At 66.6% G+C, this 11,859-nt stretch carries 13 protein-coding genes; 7 read left to right on the forward strand and 6 right to left on the reverse strand.

Going from position 1 to position 11,859, the window contains the following annotated elements; all coding sequences use genetic code 11:
- Nucleotides 1-124 precede the first annotated feature (124 nt).
- The 5 genes from AB7O82_RS32470 to AB7O82_RS32490 form a co-directional block, all read right to left on the reverse strand.
- On the reverse strand, nucleotides 125-607 hold the full coding sequence (locus AB7O82_RS32470) for a tetratricopeptide repeat protein (protein WP_428551198.1): 483 nt from the start codon (nucleotides 605-607) through the stop codon (nucleotides 125-127).
- A gap of 59 nt (nucleotides 608-666) precedes the next feature.
- Nucleotides 667-2,334, reverse strand: coding sequence for an adenylate/guanylate cyclase domain-containing protein (locus AB7O82_RS32475; RefSeq protein WP_428551201.1), 1,668 nt, complete (start codon nucleotides 2,332-2,334; stop codon nucleotides 667-669).
- A 9-nt stretch (nucleotides 2,335-2,343) separates the two neighbouring features.
- Nucleotides 2,344-2,694, reverse strand: coding sequence for an arsenate reductase (glutaredoxin) (arsC, locus tag AB7O82_RS32480; RefSeq protein ID WP_428551203.1), 351 nt, complete (start codon nucleotides 2,692-2,694; stop codon nucleotides 2,344-2,346).
- Nucleotides 2,695-2,732: 38 nt separating this feature from the next.
- On the reverse strand, nucleotides 2,733-3,287 hold the full coding sequence (locus tag AB7O82_RS32485) for a regulatory protein RecX (protein WP_428551206.1): 555 nt from the start codon (nucleotides 3,285-3,287) through the stop codon (nucleotides 2,733-2,735).
- Between the two features lie 101 nt (nucleotides 3,288-3,388).
- Entirely contained in the window at nucleotides 3,389-4,117 is a 729-nt protein-coding gene (locus AB7O82_RS32490) for an HAD-IA family hydrolase (protein WP_428551209.1), read from the reverse strand.
- A 79-nt stretch (nucleotides 4,118-4,196) separates the two neighbouring features.
- Between AB7O82_RS32490 and AB7O82_RS32495 the strand changes: the two genes are divergently transcribed.
- The 5 genes from AB7O82_RS32495 (at nucleotide 4,197) to AB7O82_RS32515 (ending at nucleotide 8,893) form a co-directional block, all read left to right on the forward strand.
- Nucleotides 4,197-4,877: a TetR/AcrR family transcriptional regulator gene (locus AB7O82_RS32495; RefSeq protein WP_428621224.1), complete on the forward strand. Its 681-nt coding sequence runs from the start codon at nucleotides 4,197-4,199 to the stop codon at nucleotides 4,875-4,877.
- 173 nt (nucleotides 4,878-5,050) lie between these two features.
- Entirely contained in the window at nucleotides 5,051-5,482 is a 432-nt protein-coding gene (locus AB7O82_RS32500) for an SxtJ family membrane protein (protein ID WP_428551213.1), read from the forward strand.
- Nucleotides 5,483-5,501: 19 nt separating this feature from the next.
- Entirely contained in the window at nucleotides 5,502-5,654 is a 153-nt protein-coding gene (locus AB7O82_RS32505; RefSeq protein WP_395709880.1) for a DUF5989 family protein, read from the forward strand.
- A gap of 18 nt (nucleotides 5,655-5,672) precedes the next feature.
- Nucleotides 5,673-7,508 carry a carbamoyltransferase family protein gene (locus AB7O82_RS32510; RefSeq protein WP_428551217.1) on the forward strand — a complete coding sequence of 612 codons (1,836 nt, stop codon included), beginning with the start codon at nucleotides 5,673-5,675 and terminating at the stop codon, nucleotides 7,506-7,508.
- Between the two features lie 401 nt (nucleotides 7,509-7,909).
- On the forward strand, nucleotides 7,910-8,893 hold the full coding sequence (locus AB7O82_RS32515; protein WP_428551220.1) for an NADPH:quinone oxidoreductase family protein: 984 nt from the start codon (nucleotides 7,910-7,912) through the stop codon (nucleotides 8,891-8,893).
- Nucleotides 8,894-9,110: 217 nt separating this feature from the next.
- Here AB7O82_RS32515 and AB7O82_RS32520 read toward each other — a convergent pair whose 3' ends face one another.
- Nucleotides 9,111-9,707 (reverse strand): 2-hydroxychromene-2-carboxylate isomerase, encoded by a 597-nt coding sequence (locus AB7O82_RS32520; RefSeq protein ID WP_428551223.1) that lies wholly within the window; start codon nucleotides 9,705-9,707, stop codon nucleotides 9,111-9,113.
- Nucleotides 9,708-9,781: 74 nt separating this feature from the next.
- Here AB7O82_RS32520 and AB7O82_RS32525 point away from each other — a divergent pair, with 74 nt between their 5' ends.
- Nucleotides 9,782-10,537: a glucose 1-dehydrogenase gene (locus AB7O82_RS32525; protein WP_428551226.1), complete on the forward strand. Its 756-nt coding sequence runs from the start codon at nucleotides 9,782-9,784 to the stop codon at nucleotides 10,535-10,537.
- A gap of 10 nt (nucleotides 10,538-10,547) precedes the next feature.
- The gene (locus AB7O82_RS32530; protein ID WP_428621226.1) at nucleotides 10,548-11,714 is read left to right on the forward strand and encodes an aromatic ring-hydroxylating oxygenase subunit alpha; all 1,167 of its coding nucleotides are present in this window, start codon (nucleotides 10,548-10,550) and stop codon (nucleotides 11,712-11,714) included.
- Nucleotides 11,715-11,859: the final 145 nt, after the last annotated feature.

Here is an 11,859-nt window from a genome sequence, read left to right on the forward strand (position 1 = left end):
GGGCGTCCCGCCCGCTCATGACGCTCTATGAGCGGGCGCGACGCCCGCGGTCCGGAGGAGCCATGACCCCTCCGGCCCGTATGACGGGCCACCTCCCCAGCTGCGCTGGGGAGGAAAATGACGCTCAGTTCGTCGGGCGCTTGCCGGCCTTGTAGTTGGCGACCGCGGCCTTGAGCATGCGGTATTCGCTGCAGCCGAAGACGCAGAGCGAGTCGAGGCGCGCGAGGTGCTGCTCGGCTTCCTGCAGGCGACCCAGCATCAGGTAGGCTTCGCCGATATACTCGTGGGCTCCGAGGTGCCGCGGATCGAGCGACAGCGCGTACTGGTAGTATTGCAGCGAGCCGTTGGGATCGCCCGACGAGCGTGTCGCAAAGCCCAGGAGATTGTAGGCGTCGGCGTTCTTGGGATCCTTGGCGACCACCTGCTGCAGGAGCGGCAGGGCACCCCGGTAGTCGCGCGCTTCGATCATCGCTTTGGCGCGTGTGAAGTTGGGATCGGCGGGCTTGGCCTGCTGGGACGGGGCGGGATCGGCGCCGCCGGCGGCAAAGGCCATCGGTGCCAGGGCGAGCAACAGGGCCGTTGCAGGGGCGAGCAGGGTCGGGCGCATGATCCACCTCCGGGTGACGCCGGATTGTTGTCCGGCCTCGGAAATCGGCAACGAAAATCTCATGACATTGCCGTGAGTTCGGCCGCGTGCTTGACCGCGCGCACGGCGAGCCTGCCCTGCCGGCCGCGAATCTCGACCTCTTGCCGCTCATGGGCGCTGAGATCGACGCCGGCCTGGTCGACGAGCTCCTGGGAGACGACGAGCTCGACGGCGAAGTCCTTGGTCAGGGATTCCAGCCGGCTCGCGGTGTTGACCGTGTCGCCGATGGCGGTGAGCTGGGTGGCGCGTTGGTAACCCATCTCGCCCACGATGGTCGGTCCCGCATGCAGTCCGATGCCGATGCGCAGCGGCCGGTCGAGGTCGCCGGCCAGCGTACGGTTGAGGTCCTCGAGCGCTGCGGCCATGCGCCGGGCGGCGTCGAGGGCCTGGCGACACGCCGTCTGCGGCTCGTCGGCAAGGCCGAAGATCGCCATCACGCCGTCGCCGATGAACTTGTCGAGCCTGCCGCCTGCCGCCTCGATGGCCTGGCCGGTCGCCCGGAAGTAGCGGTTGAGGAGAAAGACGACGTCATACGGCAGCTTGCCTTCCGAGATCGAGGTGAAGCCGCGAATGTCGGCGAACAGGATGGCGACGTAACGTTCGCCGCCATGCGCCTGCGGCTGCCGGCGATAGGCCTCGACCGGCCCCGCCGTTGGCGGCAGCAGGGTTGCCACCTGGTAGCGGCCGGGAGGCGGGCGCAGCTGGCAGGCCAGCCGCACGTTCGCAGGCGCCGTCACGCGTTGCAGCACCTTCTGCTCGTCGGCGGAGGGCGGCGGCAGCTTGGCACGATCAGGTCCGCCGATGCGTACCCGGCAGGTCGAGCAGCGGCCGCGGCCGCCGCACACCGAGGCGTGCGGGATGCCGGCCAGCCGGCTCATCTCGAGCATGGAAAGGCCGGTCGGTTGTGTCGTGGTGCGGCGCTCGCCGTAATCGAGCCGCACCACGCCGGCCCGCCGCTCCCAGAAGTCACGGGCCGGCCGCGCCGCCAGAACGGCGAGCAGGAGGACGAGCGCGCCGACGCGCAGGGCATCGGAAATCCGGTAGAGCGTCGCGATGTCGGCGGCCGACGGGACGTGGACGCGCCTGAACAGATCATCGAGAAAGCCGGGCGTCTTGGCGAGCTCGGCGACATCGCGCAGCGCGATCGCGGCACCGGCCAGGCTGGCCACGGGCACCAGCAGGGCCACGGCATAGATCACCGGCAGCCAGGTGCGGTACCAGGGACGCAAACGCCACGCGAAGTGCAGGCCGATGCAGGCATGCAACCAGACGACCAGGGGCAGCGAGAACTGGATGACGGTCTGGATCCACGGCGAGACGACCAGCGAAGCCAGGACCCACGAATAGCCGATCTCGACGCCGTACAGCTCGTGGGCGAGGCGCGTGCCCACCACGTGCAGGGCGCCGAGCGGCACGATCGATGCGCCGAGACCCCACTGCGTCCATTCCCAGGCCGAAAGGCGTAGCGCCCGTCGCCGGTACAGCGACCACAGGGCGAGCAGGAAATGCGTGAGGAGCGCGCCGTAGAGCACGGTCTGGCCGACCGGATTGTTCCAGAGGAAGACGAACCACTGGCGGCCCGTCTCGAGCACGCGCAGCGAGATCAGGCCGAGCGCATGGTTGAGAAGATGCGTGACGACGTAGAAGAAAAGGACATAGCCCGACCAGAGACGGATCCGGCCGATCATGGCGGGCGGCTACTTCACGAGCGCCAACACGGCTTCGGGCGGTCGCCCGATGATGGCGCGCTCGCCGGACACCACGACAGGCCGTTGCAGCAGGACCGGCGCCGCCGCGATCGCCTCAGCGACATCTGCTTTGGCCAGGTCGGCCTTCTTCTTTCCGAGCTTCTTGAACTCGGGTTTGCCATCGCGAATCAGCGTCGCCGGATCGCCGCCGACCTGACCGATCAGGATCTCGACCTCGGTCCGGCTCGGCGGCCGCTTCAGGTACTCCCGGATGACCGGTTCGATGCCGCGGCTGCGCAGCAGCTCGAGGGTCTGCCGCGACTTGCTGCAGCGCGGGTTGTGCCAGATCGTGAGGCTCATGGTCGAACCATGGCCGCCCGGTCGAGCTTCGTCCAGTGTCAGGCTTCGTCCAGTACGTCCGGGTCGTCGGCATCGATCACCTTGCGCGCAACGTCGCCATCGAAGCCGGCACGGGCCAACGCTGCCAGATCACGCAGGCGATTCTGCTTGCGCTGCTCGCTCGCCCGGAACGGTCCGAGGCGCCGCCGACGCGCCAGGGCAATGGCGGCCCGACGCTCGCGGCTTTCGGGATCGGTGGCGAGCTCGTCGTCGAGCGAGGTCATCGCCTTGTCGAGCGTATCGCGATCGACACCGGCGAGGCGGAGCTTCTGGTGCGTCATCCGGGTCGAAACGCCGCGGCGATGCAGCGCCCGCGCCTTAGTTTGCGCGAAGGCAGCATCGTCGACCACGCCCGACGCGACGAAGCGGGCAACGATGGCGTCGATCGCCTGTTCGACATTGTCCATCACCGGCGCTTCGGCCACTTCGGCGCGACGGACACGGCGCATCAGCACGCGACGCAGGCCTTCGGCGGTCGTGGCATAGCGTTCGAGGTAGAACGTCGCGGCGTTCTCCAGGTACTTCGCCGTGACCGGCCGCGCGGTGCGCTTCATGGTCTTCCGGACCGCGAGCGTCTCGCTCGCTCAGAAACTTGAGCGAGCGAGACGCTCGCGGTCCGGAACACCATGAATGACGGGTTCACGTCCTCCTCGTCTCACCCGCGCAACGGGATGCCGACCATCGCCTCGAGCTCGGCGATGGCGAGGTCGGGATCGCCGACCTTGATGGTGCGCATGCCCATGGCGCGCGCCGGCTTGAGGTTGATGCCGAGGTCGTCGAGATAGATGCAACGTTCCGGCGGCACGCCCAGGAGCTCGCAGGCGTGGCGATAGATGCGCGGGTCGGGCTTGCGCCAACCGAGCCTGCTCGATTCCACGACGTGCTCGAACAGGGTCATGATATCGGCGATGGCGGCCGCCTTGTCGGCGCTGCGCGCCATTCCGGGGCCGTCGCCCGACTTCATGTTGTTGGTGATGCAGGCGACACGGAACGCCGCCTTGCAGCGGCGCAGCGCTTCGACCATCTGCGGCCGAATGTCGCCGCTCAGGGCCTGCAAAATCCGCCAGCCGTCGAGCGTGTGCCCCTGCTGGCGCGCCTCCTCCTCGAACAGGCCGACGAAGTCTTCCAGGGTCACCTCGCTTCGTTCCATTTTGGCCCAGGCGTTGGTGTCGGGATTGCGCGCATTGAGGCCGCGAATGAAATCTTTGGGGAGTCCGGCATCGTTTTCGTAGCGATTGAAGGCTTCGAACGGGCTGCTGAGGATGACCCCGCCAAAGTCCCAGAGAACGGCGAGGGGGTGGGATGCATGGCTCGTATTCATGGTGGGTGCGACGGTGTTGACCTTGTTCCTGCCACGGTCGGCGATTATCTGACCGACTTCCATAGGCGACGGGTTCGGCGTTGACCACCGTTCGCCTACGATCACGGCTTTAGGAAGATGGATGATGAATGAAGCAGCGGCTTTGACGCGCGGCGACGCAATGGCTCTTTCGGGTGAGGCGCCGGCTGGTGACTTGAACGCGGGCGACCTGACGGTCCGGTCCGCCCGGTCCGACGGACGCAATCGGCGGGCGGCCGAGACGCGGCGGCGCATCCTGGCCGCTGCCAAAGAGATGATTGCCGAGACCAGCACCGCGCCGACCGTGGTTGCGGTGGCCAAGCGTGCCGATGTGTCGGTTCGGTCGGTCTTCCAGCATTTTGGCGATGTCGAGTCACTTTTTGTAACTACGGTAGACAGCATCGGCCAGGATCTGGTCATTCCGCCGCCGACGTCGCAGGGCCTCTCGCTCGAGTTCCGGATCGCCACGGCGGTCGAGAACCTGGCTCGGCTGTTCGACAAGATCATCCCGTTGCGGGTCGCCGCCGGCCAGTTCGCCCATCATCCGGCCCTGATCGAGCGGTCCAACGGGTTGCGCCTGGAAGTGCGCCGGCGGGTCGCCGAGCTGTTTGCCCCCGAGTTCGCCCCCCTGAGCGAGGAGGCACGGGAAGAGCTGGCCGACGCCATCGGCGGTGCCCTGTCGCTGGAAGCCTGGGTGGTGCTTCGGCGGCGCGACGGCCTCAGCTTCGACCGGGCCGCTGCGGCCTGGCGGCGGACCCTGGCGGCCCTGCTCGCCCATCGCGCCGACGCGGCGGCGGCGGCCTAGAGAGACTTGGGGTATGTTGATCGCACCGGGTACATCCCGGCTGGCCGGTTGCAGCCGGCCGGAACGTACTCTGGCGGCAAATCCCCAGGTATTGCGTCTGTGCCGTTGACTCGGCGTTTGCGATCAGAGAGTTAAAGGCCCCAAATCGGCCAGCGACAGGCACCCTGCAGGACATGGCGACCAGCCAGCTTCACGAAGACTTCTCCCGCGAAGAGCACGTCAAGGCCGGCACGGACCGCGGCTTTGGCCTGGTCTTCGCCGGTTTCTTTGCCATTCTGAGCGCGCTCTCGTGGTGGCGCGGCCATACCGGCTGGCACTACCTGCTGCCGATCGCGGCCGCCTTCCTGATCGTCGCCTACACCGTGCCGAGCCTGCTGGCGCCGCTCAACCGGCTGTGGCTGAAGTTCGGCCTGCTGCTCTACAAGGTCATGAATCCCCTCATCCTGGGGTTGCTGTTCTTCGTGACCATCATGCCGATCGGCCTCGTCATGCGGGCGATGGGCAAGGATTTCCTGCGGCTGCAGCTCGATCGCAACGCCAAGAGCTACTGGATCGATCGCACGCCGCCCGGGCCGCCTCCCCAATCGATGAAGAATCAGTTCTGACCAGAAAGGACCTGCCTCCATGGGCTCCATCGTCGGCGAACTCTGGGCGTTCATGCGGGAACGCAAGAAGTTCTGGCTGCTTCCCATCCTGATCATGATGGTGATCTTCGGCGGCCTGATCGTGCTTACCAAGGGCTCGGCGATCGCGCCGTTCATCTATACCCTGTTCTAGACGAAGGGTTGGCTCGCCATGCGCGTCCTCGGGATTTCGGCTTTCTACCATGACAGCGCCGCGGCGCTGCTCGAGGACGGCCATCTCGTCGGGGCCGCACAGGAAGAGCGCTTCACGCGCAAGAAGCACGATTCGGGTTTTCCCCAGAATGCCGTGCAGTTCTGCCTCGACCGGGCCGGCATCGCGCTGGCCGATGTCGACTACGTCGCCTTCTACGACAAGCCATTCCTGAAGTTCGAGCGGCTGCTCGAGACCTACCTGGCCTATGCGCCGCGCGGCTTCAACTCGTTCCGCATGGCCATGCCGCTGTGGCTGAAGGAGAAGCTCTTCCAGAAGACGCTGCTGCGTGACGAGATGAAGCGCTGGCAGCCCGACTTCGACTGGCAGAAGCGACTGCTGTTCGGTGAGCATCACCAGAGCCACGCCGCCTCGGCGTTCTTCCCGTCGCCCTACGAGGAAGCCGCCGTCCTGACCATGGACGGCGTCGGCGAATGGGCGACGACGTCGCTCGGCTGGGGCCAGGGCAACAAGCTCGAGATGACGAAGGAGCTGCACTTCCCGCATTCGCTGGGGCTGCTCTATTCGGCCTTCACCTACTACACCGGCTTCAAGGTCAACTCCGGCGAGTACAAGGTCATGGGGCTGGCGCCCTACGGCGAGCCGAAGTTCAAGGACCTGATCCTGTCCAACATCGTCGACCTCAAGGAAGACGGCACCTTCCGCCTCGACCAGAGCTACTTCGACTACTGCACCGGCCTGCGCATGACGAACGACAAGTTCGCGGCGCTGTTCGGCGGCAAGGCGCGCAAGCCCGAGGAACTGCTCACCCAGCATCACATGGATCTGGCGGCGTCGGTCCAGGCCGTCACCGAGGAGATCGTGCTCAGGCTGGCGCGCTCGGTGAAGCGAGAGACTGGCGCCAGGAACATCTGCCTGGCCGGCGGCGTGGCGCTGAACTGCGTCGCCAACGGCAAGCTCCTGCGCGAGAACCTGTTCGACGGCATCTGGGTGCAGCCGGCTGCCGGCGATGCCGGCGGTGCGGTCGGCGCCGCCTTCGCCGCCTATCACGGCTTCCTCGGCCAGGCGCGCAAGCTCAACGGCCATCTCGACGGCATGGCCGGCAGCTACCTCGGCCCGGAGTACACGGACGAGGAGATTGCCCGGCGCCTCACCGCGGCCGGCGCCAAGTTCACGGTGCTGACCCGCGACCAGACGATCGAGCAGACGGCCCAGGCGCTCGCCGACGAAAAGGCGGTGGGCTGGATGCAGGGACGGATGGAGTTCGGGCCGCGCTCGCTCGGCGCCCGCTCGATCCTGGGCGATGCGCGGTCACCCAGCATGCAGAAGACGCTCAACCTCAAGGTCAAGTACCGCGAATCGTTCCGCCCCTTCGCGCCGGCGGTGCTGCGCGAGGATGTCGGCGACTATTTCGATATCAAGAGCGACAGCCCCTACATGCTGATGGTGGCGCCGGTGAACGAGGACCGCCGCCGCGCCATGAGCGAGGCCGAGCAGGCGCTGTTCGGCATCGACAAGCTGAACGTGCCGCGCTCCGACATTCCGGCCGTCACCCATGTCGACTACTCGGCGCGCATCCAGACCGTGCACAAGGAAACCAATCCGGCCTTCCACGATCTGCTGGCGTCGTTCAAGGCCAAGACCGGCTACTCGGTGGTGGTGAACACCTCGTTCAACGTGCGCGGCGAGCCGATCGTGTGCACGCCCGAGGACGCCTTCCGCTGCTTCATGGGCAGCGAGATCGAGGTACTGGTGGTCGGCAACTGCTTCCTGCGCAAGGAAGACCAGGATCCCGCGCTCAAGCTCGACTACAAGAACGCCTTCGAGCTCGATTAGCGTTCAAAAATTCCTCCCCCGTCATACGTCGTCATACGGGGGAGGTGCTCCCGCAGGGGGCGGAGGGGGAAGGCCTCGAGCAAGACCCATGACCTTCCGACGTCGGAATTTCAGACATCTCCATTGGGGCTTTCCCCTCCGCCCCGTATGATGGGACACCTCCCCATAGGCGTTAAAAAACAAAGGGACTTCACCCTGAGGAGGTCGCGCAGCGGCCGTCTCGAAGGGTCGGCAACAGTGAAGGGCGCCGCGACACGACTTTTCAACGATCTCCTACGTAGCCCATCCTTCGAGACGCGCCCTGCGGGCGCTCCTCAAGATGAGGTTTCCTTCTGTTTTAACGCCTATGGGGCACCTCCCCTGGTGACGGGGGAGGCGGTTCGAGTGTGCGAGGTATCTCGATGCGCGTCGTTCTCTGCGATCGCCTGGGTGATCCGTCTGTCCTGAAGATCGCGGAGCGGCCGATCCCCGAGCCCGGGCCGGGCGACATCGTCGTCGAGGTCGGCGCCGCGTCGGTCAATTTCCCCGACATCCTCACCGTATCGGGCGAGTACCAGCACAAGCCCGAGCTGCCTTTCGTGCCCGGTATGGAGGGTGCGGGGACGGTCCATGCCGTCGGCGCCGAGATCGCGCCGTGGCGGCCGGGCGATCGCGTGATCTTCGGTATTCGGCCCGGCGCTTTCGCCGAGTACGTGAAGCTCGCGCCCCGCAACGTCATGATGCGCCTGCCCGACGACTGGTCGTTCGCCGAGGGCGCGGGCTTTCGCGTCGGCGCCACCACCGCCTATCACTCGCTGATCCACCGCGCACGCGTCAAGGCGGGGGACGTGCTGCTGGTGCACGGCGCTGCGGGCGGCGTCGGCCTGGCGGCCGTGCAGCTCGGCAGGCATCTCGGGGCACGGGTCATCGCGACGGGCGGCGACGACGAGCGCCTCGCCGTCGTGCAGCGGCTCGGCGCAGACCATGTCGTGAACTACCGTACCGCCGATTTCGTCGCCGCGGTCAAAGGACTGACCGACGGGCGCGGCGCCGACGTGATTTACGATCCGGTCGGCGGCGAGGTGCTGGAAAAGTCGGTGCGCGCCGCGGCCTATGGCGCACGCCTGCTGGTTGTCGGCTTCACCTCCGGCGGGCCGAGCAAGCTCATGTCCAACCACATCCTGATCAAGGGACTGACGGTGCTGGGCGTGCGCGCTGGCGAGACCGTCGTCCGAATCGCGCCGGAGCTGGGCCGCGACTATGCCGAGGAGCTGCCGCGCTTGGCCGGCCTCGGCGTCATGCGCCCGCACATCTCGCACCGCTTCCCGATGGAGCGCGCCGCCGATGCCTTCCGCGTCCTGCTCGACCGCAAGGTCGTCGGCAAGGCGGTGATCGAGATGGGGTGACTCGTCTTCCTCCCCAGCCTTGCTGGGGTGTCCGCGTCTTTGCGGACCTGCCTTCGCCGAAGCGAAGCCGCTTCGGCTTCGCGCAGGCAGGCGGAGGGGTCATGGTCTTCGGGACCGCGGGCGTCCCACCCGCTCATGATGACGCCCGCGGTCCAAGAGAACTTGACCTCTCCGTCGCCGAAGACGGCGACACCTCCCCAGCGAAGCTGGGGAGGAGCTATTTGAGGCTCCCCGCGAGCGCCATCTCGACGAACGGCAGGCGGTCGTTGCCGAAGAACATCAGGTCGTCGACGAAGCTCGTGGGGGCGCCGAACACGCCGCGCGCGACGGCCTCGTCGGTTGTGGCTTTCAGCCGGTCCTTGACGTCCTGGTCCTGGATGCGGCCCGCCATCCTGGCCGCATCGATGCCGGCCTCGGTGAGCACCGCGCCCACCTCGGCCATGTCGTTGAGGTTGCGGCCGTCGACCCACATCGCCTCGAACATGGCGGGGTGATAGCGCTCGAAGAGGCCGTCGATCTGCGCCGCCGCGGCGCCGCGCATCAGGCTGAGCGTGTTCACCGGGAAGTGCGGGTTGCGCTGGAAGGGCACGCCGTAGAAGCGTGCCCACATCGCGAGATCGGCGTTCGCCCACTTACCCTTCTGGTCGATTACCATCGGCGACTGGTTGCCGGTCGACTTGAACACACCGCCCAGCAGCATCGGCTTGCGCACCAGGGCAGCGCCGGTGCGTCGGGCGATGGTCTCGACCTGGGTGTCGGCCAAGTAGGAGTAGGGGCTGCCGTAGTCGAAGTAGAATTCCAAGGTGCGAGCCATGCGGTGTCCTCCTCGCTTGTCGCCAACGTGGGCTGCTTCTAGCCTTGCGGCAACAAAGGGCAGGGAAGGAATGCATGGATCGTGTCGCGGGCAAGGTGGTGCTGGTATCGGGCGCCGGATCGGGAATCGGCCGCGCCACGGCCAAATTACTGGCCAACGAGGGCGCCACGGTGATCGTCACCGACATCAACCGCCCCGGCGGGTTGGAGACGGTGCAGCAGATCGGCGGCAAGGCTCGCTTCGAGGAGCACGACACCGCGCGCGAGGCCGACTGGAAGCGCATCATCGACGACATCCTGGCGCGCGAGGGCGCCCTGCACGGGCTGGTCAACAATGCCGGCATCGCGGGGCCGTTTCCGGCTACCTTCGAGACCGAGACGCTCGAGCAGTGGCGGCGCATGCTGTCGATCAACGTCGAGGGCGTGTTCCTGGGCTGCAAGTACGGCGTGCCGGCGCTGCGCCAGTCGGGCGGCGGCTCGATCGTCAATCTGTCGTCTCTGGCGGCGTTCCTGGGGACCCCGGACCTCTCGGCCTACGGCGCCAGCAAAGGCGCGGTGCGCCAGTTCACCAAGACGGTGGCGATCGACTGCGCCCGCAAGGGCTACAAGGTGCGCTGCAACTCTGTGCATCCAGGGGTCATAATGACGCCGATGGGCGAGGGCATCCTGCCGACCGACAAGGCGCGCGAGCGGGCCCGTCAGCGCATCCCGATCGGCGTTTTCGGCGCGCCGGACGACATCGCCTATGGCATCCTCTACCTGATTTCCGACGAATCGCGCTTCGTCACCGGCGCCGAGCTGGTGATCGACGGCGGCATGAACGCGATATAGGGAGGAAACCATGCGACACGCCGACCAGGTCGCCTATCTCGAGCGCATGCTGCACATGGTGCGGACCAACACGCGCGACGAAGGCCCCGGCCTCAGCCACACCCCGGTCGAGGAATACTACGACCCGGCGCGCTTTCGCAGCGAGGTCGACCTGCTGTTCCGTCGCTATCCCATCGTCGTCGCCTTCTCCGGACAGGTGCGCAAGCCGGGGGACTTCGTCGTTCACAACGACACCGGCCAGCCGATCCTGGTGGTACGCGGCACCGATGGCGTGCTGCGGGCCTTTCTCAATGTCTGCCGCCATCGCAGCGCCAGCGTCGAGACCACACCCTGCGGCTCCAACAAGCGCGCCTTCGTCTGCCCCTATCACGGCTGGGCCTACGACCTGACCGGCCGCCTGGTCGGCATCACCGACGGCGCCATGTTCGGCGAGCTCGAAAAGAGCACGCACGGCCTGCGCCGCCTCAAGGTCGTCGAGAAGTACGGGCTCGTCTGGGTGGTGCCGCGGGCGCTCGAGGACGGCGAGGACGCGCGCTTCGACATCGACCCTTATCTCGGCCCCTTGCAGCCCGATCTCGCCGGCTGGGACATGCAAGGCTGGGAGCTGCACAGCTCCGAGCCGATCCGCCCGCGCATGAACTGGAAGCTGGTGATCGACACCTTCCTCGAGCTCTATCACTTCCGCTACCTGCACCCCACCAGCGTCTACCCGATCTTCCTCGACAACATCGCCACCTACGAGCGCATGGACCGCCACATCCGCATGGCGGCGGCCAAGCGCACGCTCACAGAGCTGGAAGGGACGCTGAAGGAATCGTGGTCGATCCGCGACCACGCCATCGTGCTTTACCAAATGTTCCCCAACACGGTGCTGACCTACACGCAGGACCATTGCGGCGTGTTCACCGCCTTCCCGGTGGCGCCCGACGAATCAGTGATGCACTTCTCGGTATTGGTCAGTCCGGAGGAGAAGGCGAAGAAGCCGGAGAGCTATTGGAAGGCCAATGTCGATCTGTTCGCCTCGGCGCTGGTCGAGGATTTCGGCATCGGCGAGACCATCCAGCGCAACTTCCCGAGCGGCGCCAACACGCGCCAGACCTTCGGCAAATTCGAGAAGGCGCTCGGCTGGTACCACCGCGAGGTCGCACGGACGGTCGAGGCGAACGCGGGGCCGTGATTCTTTACCTCCCCAGCGTCTTCGCTGGGGAGGTGTCGCCGTCATACGGCGACAGAGGGGTCATGGTCTTCCGGACCACGGGCGTCCCGCCCCCTCATTATCATGTGCGGGCGGGTCGCCCCCGGGGCCCAATATTCATGACCCC

Source organism: Reyranella sp. (assembly GCF_050185545.1).
Taxonomy (GTDB): domain Bacteria; phylum Pseudomonadota; class Alphaproteobacteria; order Reyranellales; family Reyranellaceae; genus Reyranella.